Here is a 21,407-nt window from a genome sequence, read left to right as displayed (position 1 = left end):
TCTCTCCTCGCAGAGGGTTCTTCCCTGCGTTTTTATTCCAATAAGTGTATTCTTTAAAGCTGAAAATACGCACTACATTCTATAAAAGACCTTTTCATACAAAGGTCTGTATAAATAATCACCACGTACTGTGAGCCCTATGATTCAGCAAGCTTTTGAAATGCTTGGTTTGACGCCAAGAGAAACTCAACTTTATCAAACTCTACTAAAGCTAGGTCCTTCTTCTATACGAGATATTGCCGAGCATAGCGGCATCAATCGCGGTACCGCCTATGAGTCACTCAAACAATTACAAAGCAAAGGCATCGTCAGCTATTTCCCCAAAGGGAAGCGCCGATTATTTACCGCTGAAAACCCAGATATCCTGTTAAATCTTGCGGAAGAGAAACGCAACCGCTTAGAAAAAACCATAGAAAACCTAAAGAACACTATCATTCCTAACTTGCATCAGCAGCAGCCAGATTATCATCAAACCCATGTACGTTATTACGAAGGCGATGATGGCATAGAGTGGGTTTTACGCGATATTTTAAACGTGGTGTCGCAACAAGACCACAAAGAATATTGCGTGTTTTCATCTAAACCGATTCGCCCCTTTTTATATCGCCCATTTCCAAACTACACAAAACAGCGGGTGAAGCTAGGCATTAATGTAAAAGTCATCGCCCTTGGTGACGGCGGTGAGGAGGCGGAATTATCGGAACGTAAGTGGATTAAAACGGAAGGTTCGGTCGACGCCAGCTATATTGCTATCTATCCACCCAAATGTGCGATTATTTCTTTGGCGAGTAATAACTTCCCTTCTGCTGTGGTATTGGAATCTAAAGACATCGCCAAAGCCCAGCAAATCATCTTCGATACTTTGTGGAAGATGCTTTGAAACAAACAGTTAGATAAAATTTTGGCAATAAAAAAGCAGCTCGAAAGCTGCTTTTTTTGACTTCAAACTCAACATTAGCGCTTATTTATGATCGCGAAACTGTTGAATAGTACGCAAGCGGGCCATAGCTTCTGCTAGTTCCACTGTCGCACGAGTGTAGTCGACGTCAGGTTTTTGGTTAGCCAAAAGCTCTTTAGCATGTGCCTGAGCTTTTAGTGCCGCCTCTTCGTCCAGATCTCTTGCACGAGTGGCTGTGTTAGCCAAGACGGTGACGCGGTGCGGTTGAACTTCTAGGAAGCCACCGGACACGAAGATTACCTCTTCGTCACCATTTTCTTTAACCACACGAACAGGACCTGGTTGCAGAGTCGTCAACAATGGCGCGTGACCAGGCATAATGCCCAAATCGCCATAGCTGCCTGCAGCCACAAGAGATTGAACCGTACCGGAAAAAATCTCTTGTTCAGCGCTTACGATATCGCAGTGTACTGTGATAGCCATAAGTTGCCTCTCTTAGTCATACTTAGCAAAAGCGCTTTTCAACGCTTTTGCTACGCGTGATGGTTAAAGTTTCTTAGCTTTCTCGACAGCTTCGTCGATGCTACCAATCATGTAGAACGCTTGCTCTGGAAGATCATCAAACTCACCATCCAAGATGCCTTTAAAGCCACGAATCGTGTCTTTCAAAGAAACATACTTACCTGGAGAGCCAGTGAATACTTCTGCTACGAAGAAAGGCTGAGACAAGAAACGCTGGATTTTACGAGAACGGTTAACCGTTTGTTTATCTTCTTCAGATAACTCGTCCATACCCAAGATTGCGATGATGTCTTTCAATTCTTTATAACGCTGCAATACCATTTGAACGCCACGAGCTACGTCGTAATGCTCTTGACCGATAACTAATGGGTCAAGCTGACGTGACGTAGAATCAAGTGGATCGATCGCTGGGTAGATACCCAAAGATGCGATGTCACGAGACAATACAACCGTTGCGTCCAAGTGAGAGAACGTCGTTGCTGGAGACGGGTCAGTCAAGTCATCCGCAGGTACGTATACCGCTTGAACAGACGTGATAGAGCCAGTCTTAGTAGAGGTGATACGTTCTTGAAGAACACCCATCTCTTCAGCAAGTGTAGGCTGGTAACCTACCGCAGATGGCATACGACCTAGCAATGCAGATACTTCCGTTCCCGCAAGCGTGTAACGGTAGATGTTATCTACGAAGAAAAGTACGTCACGACCTTCGTCACGGAATTTCTCTGCCATTGTCAAACCAGTCAAAGCAACACGTAGACGGTTACCTGGTGGCTCATTCATTTGGCCGTATACAAGAGATACTTTGTCGATTACGTTCGAGTCAGTCATCTCATGATAGAAGTCATTACCTTCACGAGTACGCTCACCAACACCAGCGAATACAGAGTAACCGCTGTGCTCGATTGCGATGTTACGGATAAGTTCCATCATGTTTACGGTTTTACCTACACCAGCACCACCGAACAGACCAACTTTACCGCCTTTCGCGAAAGGACAAACAAGGTCGATAACCTTGATACCCGTTTCTAGCAACTCGTTGCTAGAAGACTGCTCAGAGTAAGAAGGCGCTGAGCGGTGAATAGACCAACGAGCCTCTTCACCAATTGGGCCTTTTTCATCAATTGGGTTACCTAGAACGTCCATAATACGTCCTAGTGTTTGAGTACCAACTGGCACAGAAACTGGGTTGTTTGTATTTTCAACAACCAAGCCACGCTTAATACCGTCAGTGGAACCCATTGCGATGGTACGAACAATACCGTCGCCTAGTTGTTGTTGAACTTCCAACACCAACTCTTTACCCTCAATGGTCAGGGCATCATATACTTTTGGCACGCTATCACGTGGGAATTCCACGTCCATAACAGCACCGATAACCTGTACGATTTGTCCGCTACTCATGTTCGGATCCTCTTAAATACCTAAATACCTTAAACCGCTGCCGCGCCGCTAACTATCTCAGATATCTCCTGAGTAATCGCTGCTTGACGAGCCTTGTTGTACACCAACTGCAATTCATCAATGATATCGCCGGCGTTGTCCGTTGCGTTTTTCATCGCAAGCATACGGGCTGCTTGTTCACACGCAATGTTCTCAACAACTGACTGATATACTTGAGATTCAATATAGCGAACCAATAACTCGTTCAAAATTTCAACGGCTTCTGGTTCATAAATGTAATCCCAGTGGTGCTGTAACTCTGTATTCTCTTCCGCTTTTAATGGCAAAAGTTGTTCAACCGTCGGGTTTTGAGTCATGGTATTCACGAACTCATTTGAAACCACATAAAGACGATCGATACGACCTTCATCAAATGCGTCTAGCATCACCTTTACGCTACCTACTAAAGAGTCAGCTTTTGGTGCATCACCCAAACCGGTGAAGGCTGCTGTTACATTTCCGCCGTAGTTACGAAAGAAAGAAACGGCTTTGCTGCCGATCGCACAGATGTCGATTTCAACACCAGAATCAGCAAACTGTTTCATATCTTTTATGGCTTTTTTGAACACGTTAACGTTCAAACCACCACATAACCCACGATCAGAAGAGATTACGATATAACCAACACGCTTCGCCTCACGTTCGGTAAGGTAACGGTGTTTATACTCAGGATTCGCGTTGGCCAAATGACCAACTACTTGGCGAATTCGTTCCGCATACGGACGAGAAGCGGCCATACGATCCTGAGCTTTACGCGTTTTACTTGCAGCTACTTTTTCCATAGCACGAGTAATTTTACGCGTATTGTTAATGCTCGAAATCTGAGTGCGTATCTCTTTTCCGACTGCCATAATAGAACTGCCCTTGTGAGAATGTTATTTCACAAACTGCAAGAAAGTGGTGACAAGCTTAGTCGCTTATCACCAAACTCATTACCAAGTTTGCGTCGCTTTAAACTTCTCGATTGCCGCTTTAAATGTCGCTTCAATCTCGCCGTTAAAATTACCAGTTTTGTTAATGTCAGCCATAAGATCAGTGTGTTCACTGTTCATGTAGCCCAACAAAGCAGTTTCAAAACTACCAATTTTGCTTGTTTCAACATCTTCAAGGAAGCCATCATTAGCAGCGTAAAGAACTACGCCCATATCAGCTACAGACATAGGAGAGAACTGCTTTTGCTTCATCAGTTCAGTAACCTGTTTACCGTGCTCTAGCTGCTTACGAGTCGCTTCGTCTAGGTCAGATGCGAACTGAGCGAAAGCCGCCAATTCACGATACTGAGCCAATGCAAGACGAATACCACCGCCAAGTTTCTTGACGATCTTAGTTTGTGCTGCACCACCTACACGAGATACAGAAATACCTGCGTTCATCGCTGGACGGATACCGGCGTTAAATGCACTCGTTTCCAAGAATATCTGACCATCTGTGATGGAGATAACGTTGGTTGGTACGAATGCAGATACGTCACCACCTTGAGTCTCGATGATTGGCAAGGCAGTCAAAGAGCCTGTTTTGCCTTTCACTTCACCATTGGTGAATTTCTCTACGTAATCAACGTTTACACGAGATGCACGCTCAAGAAGACGAGAGTGAAGATAGAAAACATCACCTGGGTAGGCTTCACGACCTGGCGGACGACGAAGAAGCAAAGAGATCTGACGGTAAGCCCAAGCTTGCTTGGTCAAATCATCATAAATGATCAAAGCGTCTTCACCGCGGTCACGGAAATATTCACCCATAGTACAGCCAGTGTATGGCGCTATGTAAAGCATTGCTGCTGGATCAGATGCGCCAGCTGCTACCACTGTGGTGTATTCCATTGCGCCAGCTTCTTCAAGCTTACGCACGACGTTAGCAATTGTAGATTGTTTCTGACCGATCGCTACGTATACACACTTAATGCCAGAATCTTTCTGAGCAATAATGGTATCGATTGCTAGAGCAGTCTTACCAATCTGACGGTCACCGATGATCAACTCACGTTGACCACGACCAATTGGCACCATGGCGTCAATGGCTTTGTAACCTGTTTGAATCGGTTGATCAACGGACTGACGTTCGATAACGCCTGGAGCCACTTTTTCAACTTTATCAGTTAGCTTTGCATCGATAGCGCCTTTGCCGTCGATTGGATTACCCAATGCGTCAACAACACGACCAAGCAATTCAGGACCAATTGGAACTTCCAATATACGACCTGTACATTTTACTTTTTGACCTTCTACAAGGTCTTGATATTTACCAAGTACTACTGCACCGACAGAGTCACGCTCTAGGTTCAAAGCAATACCGTAAACACCACCAGGGAATTCAATCATTTCCCCGTACATAACATCTGCCAAGCCGTGGATCAGAACGATACCGTCTGCCACGCTGACAATTGTGCCCTCATTTTGGGCATCAGAAGATACATCGAGGTTCTCGATGCGCTTCTTGATAATCTCGCTGATCTCAGATGGATTCAGTTGCTGCATGCTAAATTCCTCAACCCTGGTTTCGATTTAACGAAACACTAGGAGTTTATCGCCTCGGCCAGTTTCGCTAATTTACCGCGTACTGAACCGTCGATGATTAAGTCACCTGTACGAATAACCACGCCACCAAGTAGGCTTGCGTCTGTTTCACTGGTTAAGTTGACTGTACGGTCCAACTTTTTAGTCAGTGAAGCGGCTAATGCTTGTGTTTGTTCTGCTGTTAATTCAAATGCAGACGTAAATTGAACATTTACGGCTTTTTCGAAATTCAGTTTGAACTGTAAAAATAACTCAGAAATAGCAGGAAGAAGCGATAAACGCTTATTCACAGCTAAGGTTAACAAAAATGCTTTACCTTGTTCTGTAGTTACTTCTGCACAAACGTCCGCTAGAGCGTTTGCCTTCTCTTCCGCACTAAAAGCTGGATTCCCAAGTGCTTTTTCAAGCTTAGGTTCAACCGTTACAGCCGCTAATACGTTTAACATATCAGCCCACTCAACAATGTGACCTTGCTCTCTAGCAACTTCGAAAACCGCTTTAGCGTACGGTCGCGCGACTGTTTTTAATTCAGCCATTAGACCCTCGCTTAAAGCTCTTTGGCGAGCTGTTCAACGATCTCGCTATGTGCTTTTTCGTCAATGGTGGCTCCCAAAATCTTCTCGGCACCAGCAAATGCAAGAACGGACACTTGAGCACGCAATGCTTCTTTAGCACGCATTACGTCTTGTTCGATCTCTGCTTGAGCTGCTTCGCGCAGACGTTTGCCATCAGCAATCACCTGCTCTTTTGCCTCGTCGACCATTTGGTTCGCACGTTTGTTGGCTTGTTCAATAATCTCGGCCGCGTTCTCTTTGCTTTCACGTAGAATTTGAGTGGCTTGTTCTTGTGCCAACTCAAGGTCACGTGAAGCACGGTTCGCTGCTTCCAAACCGTCTGCAATTTTTTTACTGCGCTCTTCGAGCGCAGTAATAACTGGTGGCCACACATATTTCATGCAGAACCAGACAAAAATAGCAAACGATATAGCTTGGCCTAGAAGTGTGAGATTTAAGTTCACGCTAATACCCTCGCTTTTAGTCGTTTAAAAATCATTTCCGCAAAGTTTTGCAGAATATTAACCAGCGACCAAAGCAACAAAAGGATTCGCAAAAGTGAAGAACAATGCGATACCTACACCGATCATAGTTACGGCATCTAGAAGACCCGCTACGATGAACATTTTAACTTGCAGCATTGGAACCATTTCTGGTTGACGCGCAGCGCCTTCCAAGAATTTTCCACCCAAAATACCAAAACCAATCGCAGTACCTAGGGCACCTAGACCGATTAGAAGGGCTACAGCGATCGCAGTAAGACCAACTACAGTTTCCATTTTAACTCCTACATTTTCACAGTTTTAGATAAGGTTTAAAAAAATATTACTTTAAAGAACACACACTTAGTGATCTTCGTGCGCCATACTTAAGTAGACGATAGTCAACATCATAAAGATGAAGGCTTGAAGCACGATGATCAAAATATGGAAGATTGCCCATGGCACAGACAGAGCCCATTGTAGACCCCAAGGCAATATAGCAATCAAAATAAAGATCAATTCACCAGCATACAAGTTACCGAACAATCGCAATGCTAATGAAACAGGTTTCGCAAGTAGACCAACACCTTCAAGTAATAAGTTGAAAGGGATCATCCATTTGCCAAATGGCTGTAACGTCAGTTCACCAACAAAACCACTAATTCCTTTTACTTTGATGCTGTAGAAAACAATCAAAGCAAAAACAGAAAGTGACATGCCTAATGTGGCATTAATGTCTGTTGTTGGAACAAATTTAAAATAAACATGATGAGGATCAGCACCAAATAAACTTACACCAATCCACTGAGCTGCAGTTGGCAAGAAATCAACAGGAATCAAATCCATGAAGTTCATCAAGAAAACCCAAACAAAAATAGTAAGTGCTAAAGGTGCAATCACCTTACTCTTACCATGAAAGGTTTCTTTGACGCTGCCATCAACAAACTCAACCATTAGCTCTACAAAATTTTGCAGACCAGATGGTGTATCTGTCGAAATTTTCTTTGCGGCCTTACGGAACAACCATAAAAACAAGAAACCCAAAGCAATCGAAACTGCCATAGTGTCTACATGAATTGCCCAGAATCCCATATCTGCTGCTTCTTTAGCATCATGGGCAAGACCCCATGTTCCATCAGGATGTTGACCATAGGTCAAATTCTGAAGGTGATGCTTTATATATGAAGAAGCTGTTGGACTTTCAATACCCATACTTATATCCACGCTCTCTCAATGATTAAAATCCTATTTCCCATTGTACTAAGTATTTCTTAGCACAATGGGACTAAGCCAATGGCTCAAAATTGCACCACCAAAACCTGCAAAGAATGCCCCTGCAGCTAATGGTTTTACCAGAAGAAAAACCAGCGACAACAAAACCACTGTCATAGCCAACTTACCAGCTTCTCCTCGATAGAATGATCTAACAACATCTTTTGCTGGGCGAGTCCCCTTGTAACCAAAGATTCGCCAAGCCATATAAACACTCGGTAATATGCTGGTTAAAGCGCCCAATATAAACGAATACCCATACAGACCACCAGCAACGTAAAAAATTCCCAAAGAAACCAAAAAAGTGAGTAATAATTGTAATAAAAGGAAACGAAATATAGCCTTCTTTTTAGCGCTAATAATTGCACTGGCGCTTAGTGGCTTTTTTGTCTCCATTACCCGACTCTCTTTTCGCACTATAAAAGTGCAATCAATGTGATGATTTACAAAATTCGAGGCATTATATGGGTAATGGCGGCCTTGTTCAACTTAAACCGACCCACATCACCACTTTCAAGCCATCTTGTCTAGATAGAAAAGCGTACTTGTCACAAATTGCTTCATTTCCCAGCAAGCAGTTCACTAACCAAGAGTTCTAGGTGCTCTGGGTTACGGTATTCAATTACCAACTTGCCCTTTCCTTTAGCTGATGGTTGTATTTTGACCGCGGCATTAATTTTTTGACTAATTCGCTCAGCTTCTGCACTCAAATCTGGCAAGGCAGGTTTGCTATCTTCACTTTTTTCAACCGCTTGAAAACTTTTCACCAATCTTTCTGTCTCGCGAACAGACAAAGATTTGGTCACGACTTGTGAGGCTGCTTGAATTTGTTTGTCATGTTCTAAAGGTAATAAAGCCCGCGCATGACCCATTTCAATGTCACCATGCTCTAATAAGCGACGCACTTCTGGCGTTAACCCTAATAATCGTAATAAATTCGCGACGGTAGAGCGGGATTTCCCCACAGTATCCGCAACTTCTTGTTGGGTTAAATGAAAGTCTTCCACTAAACGCTGTAGTGCCAACGCTTCTTCAACTGGGTTTAGGTCTTCGCGTTGAATATTTTCAATTAAAGCAAGCACGACAGCATCGGCATCTTCAACATGACGGACAATAGCAGGAACTTGGGTTAAATCAGCCAATTTAGCAGCACGCCAACGACGCTCACCCGCGATAATTTCGTATTGATTATGGCCGCTTGGGCGCACAACAATAGGCTGCATAATACCTTGAGTACGAATTGAAGCCGCAAGATCTTCTAATTGCGCAGGATTCATGTCACGACGAGGCTGGAATTTCCCCTTAGAAAGCCATTCAACAGGTAAATAAGTCAGGCCTTTTATTTGCTCACTATCAGAGCCACTTTCAGCCTCATTGGTTGGCGTCGATTGTGGTGCCAATAATGCGTCTAAGCCACGACCTAGACCTCTTTTTTTCATCGTCATTTCATTAACCCTAATTGGTATTAAAGTGTGCTTATAAAACAGTAATTATGCGACAGCCTTTCGAATAAACTCACCCGCTAATGCGAGATAAGCAATAGCACCACGAGACTGTTTCTCATAGTGCAATACAGGCAAGCCATAGCTTGGTGATTCCGCTAAACGGATATTACGAGGAATCACAGTATCATAGACTTTATCGCCAAAATGCTTATGAAGCTGACTAGATACATCATGCGTTAAGCTAGGACGAGGATCATACATGGTTCGTAAAATACCTTCGACCTCTAGAGATGGATTTAGCGCTTGCGTAATACGATTAATGGTTTGTAATAACGCCGTTAGCCCTTCTAGCGCGTAATATTCACATTGCACCGGAATCAATACACCTTGTGAAGCTGCTAAAGCGTTCACCGTCAACATATTCAACGCAGGTGGGCAATCTAACAGAATATAGTCGAAGTCATTGTCGACTTCATACAGGCCAGCGCGTAGGCGGGTTTCCTTACTAGGTAAATCTAGTAAAACCACTTCTGCGCCTGTTAAGTCACCATTTGCAGGCAACACCCAGTAATCTCCAGGCATGCTTTTTTTCATGACTTCTTTTACGCCATGAGAACCAATCAATACGTCATAGACGCTCGTGTCTAACTCTTCTTTGGTAAAGCCACTTCCGGTAGTCGCATTACCTTGCGGATCTAAATCGATTAATAATACTCGACGTTTCATTGCCGCCAATGATGCCGCTAAATTGACACAAGTGGTGGTTTTACCCACACCACCCTTTTGGTTGGTAACTGCGATGGTTCTTGCCATGTTTTATCCTTTACGCGTCATCACTACCATGTGACGCTCCGCTTGAACATTTGGCACATTAAGAGGCTCTACAGATACTAAACTAACCTCTTTTGGTAGCGCCGCTATTTCTTCACTAGGGTAAACCCCTTTCATGGCTAAAAAATTACCTGTCGCTTTGGGAAGAGGTAACGTCCAATTAATCATATCTTGTAAGGAGGCAAAAGCTCGAGAAATGACGTGATCATAATCACCTTGGTGAGGGTGCTTCTCCACACGTTCATTTGCCACCGTGGCGTTATGAATACCCAACTCCATTTTAACTTGTGTCAGGAAGCGGGTTTTTTTACCGTTACTGTCAAGTAAAGTGAAACGTTTTTCAGGGTAACATATAGCAAGCACCATACCAGGCAAGCCAGGCCCAGTACCAACATCAATGATATTGTCCCCTGTTATAAAGGGTAAAGTCGCCAAACTGTCTAATAAGTGCAAAGAGATCATTTGCTCAACATCACGAATAGCAGTCAGGTTATAAGCCTTGTTCCACTTTTCTAGCATGGCTAGGTATTTTACAAGAGTCTGAATCGTTTCATCAGATAGAGCAGCGCCCATTTGTTGGGCGCCTTTTTGAATAGTATCAAAGTGTGTCACAGTCGATCCATTTCTATAAAGATAGCAATTAGGGATTATCGGCTGATGATTCTAGGCACTTTTGCGTGCAATCGCACGTTTTTTCAAGTGAATTAATAGTAAGGATACGGCTGCAGGCGTTACACCTTGGATTCGAGACGCCGCAGCAAGCGTGGCAGGACGTAACTGAGTTAGCTTTTGCTTGATCTCATTTGACAAGCCTTCCATCTTGGAATAATCCAAATCATCTGGTAATTCCGTATTTTCCTGACGACGTAGACGCTCTATGTCTTCAGCTTGACGAGATATATAACCAGCGTATTTGACCGCAATTTGCACTTGCTCAGAAACTTGCTCATCTACCGGTTCATCAAGCGTATTTTTCAAATTCGCCACATCTGAATAAACAATATTCGGACGCTTAAGCAAGTCTAATAAACTGTACTCATGAGTAATTGGCGTTTCTAACTTAGGGTTTATATTTTCCGCTTCTGGCGTATTTGGAACAATCCAGCTCGATTTAAGACGCTGAGTTTCTAATTCAATCGCTTCACGTTTTTTGCAAAAGGCAGCCCATCGCTCATCAGAAACTAGACCAAGTTCACGGCCTTTTTCTGTTAAACGCATATCTGCATTGTCCTCACGTAATATCAAGCGATATTCCGCTCGGCTAGTAAACATGCGATATGGCTCTTTTGTTCCCATACTGATCAAATCATCAACCAATACACCTAGGTATGCTTCATCGCGTCGAGGGGTCCAAGCATCTTTGTCTTGTGCCTGTAATGCTGCGTTTAAACCCGCTAGTAGACCTTGAGCACCCGCTTCTTCGTAGCCGGTTGTACCATTGATTTGTCCAGCAAAGAATAGACTTGGCATATGCTTGGTTTCTAAAGAATATTTCAAATCTTGCGGGTTAAAATAATCATACTCAATCGCATAACCTGGGCGAATGATATGAGCATTTTCCATGCCTTTCATCGAACGAACGAGTTCTATTTGCACATCAAATGGTAAAGAGGTTGAAATACCATTTGGATACAGTTCGTGCGTCGTTAAACCTTCTGGTTCGATAAAAATTTGATGCGAGTTTTTGTCGGCAAAACGTACAATTTTATCTTCGATAGACGGGCAATAACGTGGACCAACTCCTTCAATTACACCTGTGTACATAGGTGACCGGTCCATTCCAGCTCGAATAATGTCGTGGGTATGCTCATTGGTATGAGTAATAAAGCACTCAATTTGACGAGGGTGCATTGCTCGATTACCCATGTACGACATAACAGGGTCAATATCATCACCTGGTTGTGCCTGCATCTGTGAGAAATCAACAGAGCGAGCATCAATTCTAGGTGGTGTACCTGTTTTTAAGCGATCAATACGAAATGGCAAAGCACGTAGTTTTTCTGCCAAGCCAATGGATGGTGGGTCACCAGCTCGACCACCAGAGTGATTTTGCAAGCCAATGTGGATAACACCACCTAAAAAGGTGCCAGCGGTTAAAACAACAGTTTTACTATTAAAACGTATACCTGTTTGAGTAATAACACCACGAGCCGCACCATCTTCAACAATCAGATCTTCTGCTGATTGCTGAAACAGCCATAAATTTTCTTGGTTTTCCAATTTATAACGAATTGCCGCTTTATATAAGATGCGATCTGCTTGAGCACGAGTAGCTCGAACTGCAGGACCTTTGCGAGAGTTCAAAGTACGAAATTGAATACCAGCTTGATCTGTAGCTAACGCCATTGCGCCATCTAAAGCATCTATTTCTTTTACAAGATGGGACTTCCCAATACCACCAATGGCTGGGTTACAGGACATTTGTCCTAAAGTTTCAATGTTGTGAGAAAGTAACAAAGTTTTTACGCCCATACGAGCTGCTGCTAAAGCTGCTTCTGTACCAGCATGTCCGCCACCAACCACAATCACATCAAAGTGACTTGGGAAATCCACAGGAACCTCGGTATTACTAATAAAATGAATAAAAAACGATCAATCGTTGATTGAGGCCGCTTAGTATATAGGCTAATTTCCAAAAAGAAAGAGATCGAACCTCACTTACCCCGGTCATCAATATTAATATATTTAAGTATGTATATAAGGTCTTTTATGTTTGTTATGTTTATATAGCAAGCTAAAATCTGTGTATAAGACAAAAAAAACTATAATTATTATATATTTAAACAGATAACATCTTGTTAAGATTAGGGGGAGTATCTTGTGATGTGGATAACCTTAACCTGTGCATAAAAATGGTACTTATACAGAGACGATTTTTAAGGCTATAGTTGTTAAAAACTGTGCAAAACTTCCTATCAAGCTATCACCATACTTATCAACAAGTGTTTTTTGATTCTAGATATATTTTAGGTTATTGTTTATATAGGGTTTTTTGTATTTTTGCACACAAAAAAAGCCAGGTTTCATATAAAATTAATCCACAGGTAAATAAATAAAAAAATTTTATTTTGTCATTTTTTCTAGACTATCAGTGTGAATAATTAGGCTTAACGCCTGCTTCTTGTTGATACCTAAACCATTGTGGAGAAAGAAAGATAATTTTGAAAAGGCCCTATCTGTGAGTAACTTTTTGTCTTCTGTATTATTTCTTATCAGATCTGATAAGGAAGGCGAGGATTACAACAATGATCAAGCAAGTTATAGGGATCAACCAGCGACAATAAAATTGAACTCAATAGGATTGGAGGGAAGGTGTTTGATACATATTGGTGTGTATAAAAGGAGGGCTATAGATGATACTCATTGCTCCTGAGCTTTGCTTTTTTAAATCATCGCTTTATTGTCAAACGGTATAAGACTAGAAAATAGAACAAAAAAAAGCGCCTATCAAAGGCGCTTTTTACTAAAAGTCATTATAACCTTCGATTAGGCTTCTTCTTTCAAACTTTTCATATCAATGATGAAACGATATTTTACGTCGCCTTTCTTCATGCGTTGGTAAGCTTGATTAATATCTTGGATATTAATCATTTCGGCATCACACTCGATATTGTGCTCTGCACAGAAATCTAAAACTTCTTGAGTTTCTGCAATACCACCAATTAAAGAGCCTGTAAGAATACGACGCTTTAATACTAAGTTCGCGGCATGAACAGCTGGTTCCATTGGCTCAATTAAACCGACTAAGATATGCATACCGTCGACTTTTAAGCAGTTTAAGTATGGGTTTAGATCGTGCTGAACTGGAATGGTGTCTAGTAAGAAGTCAAAATTCATTGCTGCAGCTTGCATTTGTGCATCGTCAGTTGAAACTATAACGTGATCAGCACCTTGTTTTTTCGCTTCTGAAATTTTGCTTTCAGAGCGAGTAAAAATCGTCACTTCTGCGCCCAATGCTTTGGCAAATTTAACGCCCATATGGCCAAGACCACCCATTCCTAGAACACCCACTTTATCTCCGGCTTTGACACCGTAATGACGAAGTGGCGAATAAGTAGTAATACCGGCACATAATAATGGTGCCGCTTTACTGGCATCAAGCGCTTCTGGAATGGACAAAACAAACTCTTCTCGAACCACAATGTGATCAGAGTAACCACCATAGTTTAAACTACCGTCAATAACATCACGGGCGCCATAAGTGCCTAGCATGCCATTATCGCAATATTGCTCTAAATCTTGCTTACATGATGAACACGTTTGGCAAGAATCCACCATGCAGCCGACGCCAACAAGGTCACCGACTTTATACTTACTAACTTTGTTACCAATTTCTGTCACTCGACCAATAATTTCATGGCCCGGAACCACTGGGTATTCACTTGGCCCCCAATCACTTTCGGCAACATGAATATCTGAATGGCAAACACCACAATAAAGAATGTCTATATTGACGTCATTCTCACGAAGAGCACGGCGTTCAAATGAAAAAGGTACTAAAGGGGTTGTAGCGGATTTTGCAGCATAGGATTTTGCTTGACTCATAAATGTAACTCCTGAATTTGAACGTGAAATTGCTGACTTGCAGTCTAGAACAATTTTTCTCGTTTTGTGTTGTGCATTTTTGTTATAGTTTTGCCAATTTCTCCAAATAAGAGAGATTTACTTTTTCCTACACAATCTTGAATAGATAATATAAATGCCGAATTCTATAAGAGGAGATGATTAAAAATGATAGGGAAGAATTTAGTTGATTTGATCAAACCTCTTGTCGCTAAAGATGGCTTTTCGGACACTTCTATTGCGAATGTGCGTTTAATGCGTTGTGAAAAATCGGTACCTAGGATGCCTCTTATTTACAGGCCAGGACTGACTATTATTGTTCAAGGTCGTAAAGTTGGCTATTTAGGGGATCGTGAAATTCACTACAACTCGGGGCAGTATCTGGTACAAACTCTGCCATTACCTTTCGAATGTGAAACTTTTGCCAGCCAACATGAACCGCTTTTGGGCGTGTCGATTGATATCGACCCTGTGTTATTGTCTGAGTTGGTTTCTGATACTGTTGAAGTCAAGTTAAAGTCATCTGTACCTTATTTTCCTATGTCTTCTGTTGTGATGAGTCCAGGCATGGAAGAAGCTGTCTCTCGGTTGATTCGCGCTTTATATGATTCAAACACTGCGAAAGTTATGGGGCAAAGTCGAGTTCGTGAAGTTGTTTTTGAAGCCTTACAAAGCCCACAAGGTGATGCCTTGCGTGCTCTAGTGGTAAACCAAGGGCGGTTTTCATTGATAGTAAATTCACTTAAACAGTTACATCAACAGCTGAATCAAGAAGTTCGTGTTGAACAACTCGCTGAAGACGCCAACATGAGCGTTTCCAGTTTTCATCATCATTTTAAAGCTATTGCGGGTTCTTCTCCTCTACAATATTTAAAGCGACTACGTCTTTTGAAAGCACAAATGCTGCTAAATCAAGGACATATAAATGTTACTCAAATAGCATTAGAAGTAGGTTATAAAAGTATTCATCAGTTTAGCCGCGACTATAAGCGTTACTTTGGTGCACCTCCAACCAAGGATAAACAAAGGGAAGAGACTGTTGTGTAATTGTTATTTGATTTTTATAGATGACTGGTCTAAATTAATATTTATCAGTTTTAATCTCATAGGTATGACGACTTGCTTAATTTAGTTGATACACCTGACGCCAGCGTCAGTTTGCCTAATAAGCCTCGTCGTGGGCGGCCCAAAAAACAACCAAGTAGTTCTTTGGAGACTCGTGAAGCGCTGTTACGAGCTGGTATGTTGACGCTAACTGAAACAGGCTTTACGGGCAGTGGTATTGACCCTATTCTTAAATCGATAGGTGTACCAAAGGGTTCTTTTTATCATTACTTTTCAAGTAAAGAAGCCTTTGGTCTTGCTGTTCTTGAACGTTATGGTCGTTATTTTGAAGCTAAGTTAGATGGTTTTTTATTGGACGAGGCGTTTTCTCCCCTAGAGCGATTGCAGCGCTTTGTTCAAGATGCCCAAGATGGAATTGTTCGCCATGAATTTAAACGTGGCTGTTTAGTGGGTAACTTAGAGCAAGAGTCGACACAGCTTTCCGAGGAGTTTCGTGAGCAATTACAAGCGACTTATCAAAGTTGGCAAATGCGAGTTGGAGCATGTTTATTAGAAAGCCAAAAGCAAGGAGAAGTTGATTTTCAAGGTAGTATTGAAGAGACTTCTCAAGCATTTTGGATTGGTTGGGAAGGCGCGGTTCATCGTGCTAGATTGGTAAAAAGTATTCAGCCATTGAGCTTATTTATACGATTTTTTATTCGAGCAATTCAATTGAAAACTCATTAAAAACACGAACCAAGTCGCGATACTTGGTTTTTTTAGTTATTTAATTAGACGATCGGTCTAAATATGGAGGGTTTATGTTTAAAAGTTTATTAATCACACAAGAAGATAAAAAAAGTTTTGCATCCGTGGTTGAGTTACATGAAGACCAGCTGCCCGAAGGTGATGTGTTAATTGAAGTGTATTACAGTACTTTAAATTACAAAGACGGCTTAGCCATCACTGGTAAGTCCCCTGTTGTTCGTTCTTTTCCTATGGTGCCGGGAATTGATTTAGTCGGTAAAGTTTTACAAAGTGATTCTGACCGCTTCACTGAAGGTGACTTCGTCATACTGAATGGTTTTGGTGTGGGTGAGATGCATTGGGGTGGGCTTGCACAAAAAGCTCGACTCAAAAGTGATTGGCTTATTCCTCTGCCAAAAGGTATAGACGCTAAGCAATCTATGTCAATAGGTACAGCAGGTTACACCGCTATGTTATCTGTGCTTGCTCTTGAAAAACAAGGTGTTACGCCCAATTCTGGCGAAATTCTAGTGACTGGCGCCAACGGTGGTGTTGGCAGTTTTGCAATTCGCTTATTAAATCGTCTTGGCTATCACGTTGTTGCTTCCACAGGCCGAATGGAAGAAAGTGATTATTTGAAAAGCCTTGGTGCGAGCGACATTGTTGACCGTAACACTCTGTCTGAGCCTGGTAAGCCTTTACAAAAAGAGCGTTGGGCAGGCGTGATAGATTGTGTTGGTAGCCACACTTTAGCCAATGCTTGTGCAAGCACAAAATACGGAGGCGTAGTAACCGCTTGCGGCTTAGCTCAAGGCATGGATTTCCCTAGTTCTGTTGCACCCTTCATCTTGCGAGGTGTGAAACTCATTGGTATCGACAGTGTTATGCGACCCTTAGCAGACCGTATCGAAGCATGGGAACGCTTAAGTGACTTGCTGCAAGCAGACGATTTTGACAGCATCAGTGAAGAGATCACTTTGGAAAACGTGGTAGAAACGGCCCATAAATTGCTTGATGGAAAGGTACGTGGTCGAGTATTGGTGAATGTGAAAGCTTAACAATTTGCTTTTTCTGCTTTAACGACGAGACTGGTATTCTACCAGCAGCAAGGATTAACTATGAAGATTGTGATTGCACCGGATTCCTTCAAAGAAAGTTTAACCGCTCTGGAAGTCGCGAATGCGATCGAAGTGGGATTTCGTCAGGTACTTCCTACAGCGCAATACATCAAAGTGCCGATGGCCGATGGCGGCGAAGGGACAGTGCAATCTATGGTTGATGCGACTCAGGGGGATTTGATTAATCTTGAGGTGACTGGCCCGCTGGGTGATAAAGTCACGGCACAATATGGGATTTTAGGTGCCGTCGAAGGTCAATTATCAAGCACCGCAGTGATCGAAATGGCCTCAGCGTCTGGATTACATTTGGTACCACGAGATCAGCGTGATCCACGTTACACCACCAGCTTCGGAACCGGTGAACTGATCAAAGATGCCTTAGATCGAGGCATAAAACACATTATTTTGGGGTTAGGTGGTAGTGCGACTAATGATGCGGGGGTTGGTTTAGCTCAAGCATTGGGAATTCAATTCCAAAGTGAGAATGGTACAGAACTGTCTTTTGGCGGTATCTCGCTCGCACAATTGAGTTATGTCGACTTGAGCCAAGCACACCCTCTTCTTGCTGACTGTCGCTTCGACGTTGCTTGTGATGTGGATAATCCGTTATGTGGTGAACGTGGTGCTTCTGCTATTTTCGGGCCACAAAAAGGTGCAACGCCAGAAATGGTGACCTTATTAGATAAGACTTTAGCGCATTTTGCCGATGTTTTAGTACAAAATGGCTTTGATGACTATCGATTGGATTCAGGTGTCGGTGCCGCTGGTGGAATGGGGTTAGGCGCGAAAGTTTTTCTTAATGCGGCGCTAAAGCCTGGTATAGAGATCGTGATGGAAACGGTTGGTCTCGCTGACAAACTGCAAAATGCTGATTTAGTCATCACGGGCGAAGGCCGAATAGATGGCCAAACTGTCTTTGGCAAAACCCCCATGGGCGTTTTAAAACAAGCCAATGCGCAGAAGATTCCAACTATTGGCATTGCGGGCAGTTTGGGTAAAGACGCCGAGGCTATTTTGGCTCACGGCATGCTAGCGATATTTCCCATAATTCCGGCGCTCGATAGCTTGGATAATGTCTTAACACAAGGCGAGCAAAACCTCATCACCACCGCTCGTAACGTGGCTGCGGTGATCAAGTTGGGACAAGGGCTGCACTGAAATCAGCCCTTATTTCAGTGATTACTTACCAATACAAAACGAGCCAAAGATGCGGCCTAGCAAGTCGTCGCTGGTGAAGGCGCCAGTGATTTCACTTAGGGCTTCTTTTAGATCTTCATCCAGTAATTTCCCGGTGCCATAGCCATGAAATTTTTTTATTTATCACATCTTCTTAGATCCACAGAGGACGGGTTTCCCAATCAGCGGGAAAGCCCATTTTTGTTGCATCTATGGCATGAGTATTTATTAAGTCTTTGAGTCGCATTTTCCACTGGTGATCAGGAGCTATTATATCCATAAGATATAAGGTTATTGTCAACGTATTGTAGAGTTTTTTTAAGCTCCTATCGTTGTGAGGCAAGCGCAAAATGCTATTAATTAAATCGCTTGGGCCGGCTGTTGGTAACTTCATTTGCTTAGGGAAAACGCGATTCCATAGCCTCGCATGATGGGCAGCTTTGTTCCTCACCAATGATAAGTGTTCGCAAAACGAAGTCATTACTGTTTCATTGAGATTGTAAACCTGACAGATCGCTTTGCGATCTTGCCTCTGATTGATATTGGAAAACCATTTGGATAATTGACCCATAGTCATCAGCTCAACTACAGCCCATATGGGAGGTAATGTCTCCTGATACTTAGTTGTTAGATGGCGAATAAAGTCTTCATCGCTTTGGCGTACATCTTTTTTCAACTTGTTTAACCCATCTTGATGTCTTCCCGCATTTTGAAATATAGAGGGGTCTAGATGTGGGTGCGCAGTATTATGACGGTAACTTAAGTGATAAGCCATTTGTGTTCGTAGTGAGACTTCAACACGTTCGATAGCATCCAGAAGCAATAAACGTAACTCTCTGTCAAAAATATAGAGATTCAACACATCATCGAAAGTTGTACCAGGAGCAACCTGATGAGTCGTGTGATTTGTCTCGAAGGGTAAGCAGTAAGCTGATAGCCGATAATAATTTAGCTGTGAAAGATAAAATTCAGCTTTCGATTGATCAGGAATATCCAAACCATGAGATTGCAGTATCTGAACTTGTTCTGCAAACGTCTTAGGTGGCTTAGTAAAAGGGATTTTGTTCTGGGTAGTCATTTTTCATTCCCCCAGAAACAAGTAACCCCTCGCAGGGCGCTGATCTTACGGGTAGCGGGAGGGGTGTTGTTAGAATCAATTATAGCGACAAATATACTTGTTGCAATATATTTATTTAAGATAGCTGAACGGCTAGCAAACCAAAAATCAACCCAATCCATTGAATTTAAAAACATTAATTGTCACCTTAATTACAGTTAATTGGTGTTTAAACTAGCCATTTTCAACCTTTCTACTAAGTTGCGTATTTTATTTACCAATACAAAACGAGCCAAAGATGCGGCCTAGCAAGTCGTCGCTGGTGAAGGCACCGGTGATTTCGCTTAAGGCTTGTTGCGCTTCTTTGAGGTCTTCAGCGAGCAATTCCCCTGCGCCGTAACCGTGAAGTTGCTCGTTACCTGCGTCTAAAAAGCGGTTGGCTTTGTTAAGTGCTTCGATATGACGACGACGAGCGATAAACCCCCCTTCAGTCGTGCTGTCGAATCCCATGACGGCTTTTAGGTGGTCAGTCAAGTCTTTGACGCCCTCACCTGTTTTTGCTGATAGAGAGATCACAGAGACGCCTGAGACCATTTCTATGCCTGTACTTTCTTTGGTCAAGTCGACTTTGTTACGCACCAAGGTTAGATGTTTGGTATCGCCAAGTTTCTCCATGAACTCTGGCCAAATTTCGCTTGGGTCTTTTGAATCGATAGATTGGCTGTCGACCATCATTAGAATGCGATCCGCTTTGCTGATTTCATCCCATGCGCGCTGAATACCTATGCGCTCAACTTCGTCTGGACTGTCGCGTAAGCCTGCTGTATCGATAATGTGCAGCGGCATGCCATCTAGGTGAATATGTTCGCGTAATACGTCACGAGTGGTGCCTTCAATGTTGGTGACAATAGCGGACTCTTTGCCTGATAAGGCGTTCAATAGGCTGGATTTACCAGCATTGGGGCGCCCTGCAATAACCACGCTCATGCCCTCGCGAATTAAGGCGCCTTGGTTGGCTTCTTTCAACACTTCTGCCAGTTTCGTTTGAATGCCAGCCAGTTCCGCTGCGACTTTGCCATCACCAATGAAATCGATTTCTTCTTCTGGAAAATCAATCGCGGCTTCCACGTAAATACGCAGATGAATCAAGGCTTCGACCAGTTCGTCTACGCGCTTAGAGAAAGCGCCTTGTAAGGAACGTAATGCGCATTTTGCGGCTTGTTCCGAGGTGCTGTCGATCAAATCGGCAATGGCTTCTGCTTGGGTTAAGTCCATTTTGTCGTTCATAAAAGCGCGTTCGGAGAACTCTCCTGGACGAGCTAAACGTGCCCCAAGCGCCACACAGTGACTAAGCAGCATATCCATAATGACAGGGCCGCCATGGCCTTGTAGTTCAAAGACGTCTTCGCCAGTGAAGGAGTTAGGGCCTGGAAAATACAAGGCGATGCCTTCATCGAGTTGTTCCCGATCCGTCGTTTTGAAAGGCACGTAATGGGCATAACGCGGTTTAGGTTCAAAGCCGACAATTTGCTTGGCGATGGCAAGGCTTTTAGGGCCTGATAAACGAATGATTCCCACGCCACCTCGCCCAGGAGCAGTGGCTTGTGCGGCAATTGTGTCTTGGTCTGTGGCGTATTGGAAATCGGTCATAATCTAACTCTGTGCGATAAAAGAAAATAAATAGAGGTTATTACTTTTGTTTGATAGCCATTGTCCATTAGCAAGACAAGCATGGCAATCTA

21 protein-coding genes are annotated in these 21,407 nt (G+C 42.9%); 5 read left to right on the top strand and 16 right to left on the bottom strand.

Translation table 11 applies throughout. The features are described 5' to 3' along the window. Positions 1-139: 139 nt before the first annotated feature. On the top strand, positions 140-880 hold the full coding sequence (locus DFP80_RS02805; RefSeq protein WP_113915297.1) for a TrmB family transcriptional regulator: 741 nt from the start codon (positions 140-142) through the stop codon (positions 878-880). Positions 881-961: 81 nt separating this feature from the next. On the opposite strand, the gene DFP80_RS02800 is transcribed toward DFP80_RS02805, so the two are convergent. From DFP80_RS02800 to DFP80_RS02735, 14 genes are all read right to left on the bottom strand, one after another. Then, a complete protein-coding gene (locus DFP80_RS02800; RefSeq protein ID WP_113915296.1) occupies positions 962-1,381 on the bottom strand; it encodes a F0F1 ATP synthase subunit epsilon in 420 nt (139 codons plus the stop codon). A 63-nt stretch (positions 1,382-1,444) separates the two neighbouring features. Continuing rightward, positions 1,445-2,821 (bottom strand): F0F1 ATP synthase subunit beta, encoded by a 1,377-nt coding sequence (atpD, locus tag DFP80_RS02795; protein ID WP_113915295.1) that lies wholly within the window; start codon positions 2,819-2,821, stop codon positions 1,445-1,447. A 29-nt stretch (positions 2,822-2,850) separates the two neighbouring features. After that, positions 2,851-3,711: a F0F1 ATP synthase subunit gamma gene (gene atpG, locus DFP80_RS02790; protein WP_113915294.1), complete on the bottom strand. Its 861-nt coding sequence runs from the start codon at positions 3,709-3,711 to the stop codon at positions 2,851-2,853. 81 nt (positions 3,712-3,792) lie between these two features. Then, positions 3,793-5,337: a F0F1 ATP synthase subunit alpha gene (gene atpA / locus DFP80_RS02785; RefSeq protein ID WP_113915293.1), complete on the bottom strand. Its 1,545-nt coding sequence runs from the start codon at positions 5,335-5,337 to the stop codon at positions 3,793-3,795. Between the two features lie 38 nt (positions 5,338-5,375). Then, entirely contained in the window at positions 5,376-5,912 is a 537-nt protein-coding gene (locus DFP80_RS02780) for a F0F1 ATP synthase subunit delta (protein WP_113915292.1), read from the bottom strand. A gap of 11 nt (positions 5,913-5,923) precedes the next feature. Continuing rightward, entirely contained in the window at positions 5,924-6,394 is a 471-nt protein-coding gene (locus tag DFP80_RS02775) for a F0F1 ATP synthase subunit B (RefSeq protein WP_113915291.1), read from the bottom strand. 57 nt (positions 6,395-6,451) lie between these two features. Then, complete coding sequence (gene atpE, locus DFP80_RS02770; RefSeq protein WP_012072127.1) at positions 6,452-6,709, bottom strand: F0F1 ATP synthase subunit C; 258 nt, start codon at positions 6,707-6,709, stop codon at positions 6,452-6,454. Between the two features lie 66 nt (positions 6,710-6,775). Further along, positions 6,776-7,624: a F0F1 ATP synthase subunit A gene (atpB, locus tag DFP80_RS02765; protein WP_113915290.1), complete on the bottom strand. Its 849-nt coding sequence runs from the start codon at positions 7,622-7,624 to the stop codon at positions 6,776-6,778. Between the two features lie 48 nt (positions 7,625-7,672). Continuing rightward, positions 7,673-8,080 (bottom strand): ATP synthase subunit I, encoded by a 408-nt coding sequence (locus DFP80_RS02760; RefSeq protein WP_175020578.1) that lies wholly within the window; start codon positions 8,078-8,080, stop codon positions 7,673-7,675. Positions 8,081-8,244: 164 nt separating this feature from the next. Next, the gene (locus DFP80_RS02755) at positions 8,245-9,129 is read right to left on the bottom strand and encodes a ParB/RepB/Spo0J family partition protein (RefSeq protein ID WP_113915288.1); all 885 of its coding nucleotides are present in this window, start codon (positions 9,127-9,129) and stop codon (positions 8,245-8,247) included. Positions 9,130-9,174: 45 nt separating this feature from the next. Continuing rightward, on the bottom strand, positions 9,175-9,942 hold the full coding sequence (locus tag DFP80_RS02750) for a ParA family protein (protein WP_113915287.1): 768 nt from the start codon (positions 9,940-9,942) through the stop codon (positions 9,175-9,177). A gap of 3 nt (positions 9,943-9,945) precedes the next feature. Next, the gene (gene rsmG, locus DFP80_RS02745; protein ID WP_113915286.1) at positions 9,946-10,572 is read right to left on the bottom strand and encodes a 16S rRNA (guanine(527)-N(7))-methyltransferase RsmG; all 627 of its coding nucleotides are present in this window, start codon (positions 10,570-10,572) and stop codon (positions 9,946-9,948) included. 51 nt (positions 10,573-10,623) lie between these two features. Then, positions 10,624-12,513 carry a tRNA uridine-5-carboxymethylaminomethyl(34) synthesis enzyme MnmG gene (mnmG, locus tag DFP80_RS02740; protein ID WP_113915285.1) on the bottom strand — a complete coding sequence of 630 codons (1,890 nt, stop codon included), beginning with the start codon at positions 12,511-12,513 and terminating at the stop codon, positions 10,624-10,626. A 933-nt stretch (positions 12,514-13,446) separates the two neighbouring features. After that, positions 13,447-14,505, bottom strand: a complete 1,059-nt coding sequence (locus DFP80_RS02735; protein ID WP_113915284.1) for an NAD(P)-dependent alcohol dehydrogenase — start codon at positions 14,503-14,505, stop codon at positions 13,447-13,449. 186 nt (positions 14,506-14,691) lie between these two features. On the opposite strand from DFP80_RS02735, the gene DFP80_RS02730 reads away from it, so the two are divergent. The 4 genes from DFP80_RS02730 to DFP80_RS02715 all read left to right on the top strand — a co-directional run bounded on the left by DFP80_RS02730 (position 14,692) and on the right by DFP80_RS02715 (position 18,590). Continuing rightward, the gene (locus DFP80_RS02730) at positions 14,692-15,570 is read left to right on the top strand and encodes an AraC family transcriptional regulator (protein WP_113915283.1); all 879 of its coding nucleotides are present in this window, start codon (positions 14,692-14,694) and stop codon (positions 15,568-15,570) included. 72 nt (positions 15,571-15,642) lie between these two features. Continuing rightward, positions 15,643-16,314 carry an acrylate utilization transcriptional regulator AcuR gene (gene acuR, locus DFP80_RS02725; protein ID WP_113915282.1) on the top strand — a complete coding sequence of 224 codons (672 nt, stop codon included), beginning with the start codon at positions 15,643-15,645 and terminating at the stop codon, positions 16,312-16,314. A 74-nt stretch (positions 16,315-16,388) separates the two neighbouring features. Continuing rightward, positions 16,389-17,372 carry an acrylyl-CoA reductase (NADPH) gene (gene acuI / locus DFP80_RS02720; protein ID WP_113915281.1) on the top strand — a complete coding sequence of 328 codons (984 nt, stop codon included), beginning with the start codon at positions 16,389-16,391 and terminating at the stop codon, positions 17,370-17,372. 60 nt (positions 17,373-17,432) lie between these two features. Further along, entirely contained in the window at positions 17,433-18,590 is a 1,158-nt protein-coding gene (locus DFP80_RS02715; RefSeq protein WP_113915280.1) for a glycerate kinase, read from the top strand. A gap of 172 nt (positions 18,591-18,762) precedes the next feature. On the opposite strand, the gene DFP80_RS02710 is transcribed toward DFP80_RS02715, so the two are convergent. Together DFP80_RS02710 and mnmE are read right to left on the bottom strand one after the other, a co-directional pair. Next, entirely contained in the window at positions 18,763-19,686 is a 924-nt protein-coding gene (locus DFP80_RS02710) for an Abi family protein (protein WP_206610542.1), read from the bottom strand. A gap of 249 nt (positions 19,687-19,935) precedes the next feature. Then, positions 19,936-21,315 (bottom strand): tRNA uridine-5-carboxymethylaminomethyl(34) synthesis GTPase MnmE, encoded by a 1,380-nt coding sequence (gene mnmE, locus DFP80_RS02700; RefSeq protein WP_113915278.1) that lies wholly within the window; start codon positions 21,313-21,315, stop codon positions 19,936-19,938. Positions 21,316-21,407: the final 92 nt, after the last annotated feature.

This window comes from Marinomonas rhizomae (assembly GCF_003315485.1).
GTDB lineage: Bacteria > Pseudomonadota > Gammaproteobacteria > Pseudomonadales > Marinomonadaceae > Marinomonas > Marinomonas rhizomae.
The sequence above is the reverse complement of the archived record's forward strand: the minus strand, read 5'-3'. Positions and strand labels throughout refer to the sequence as shown.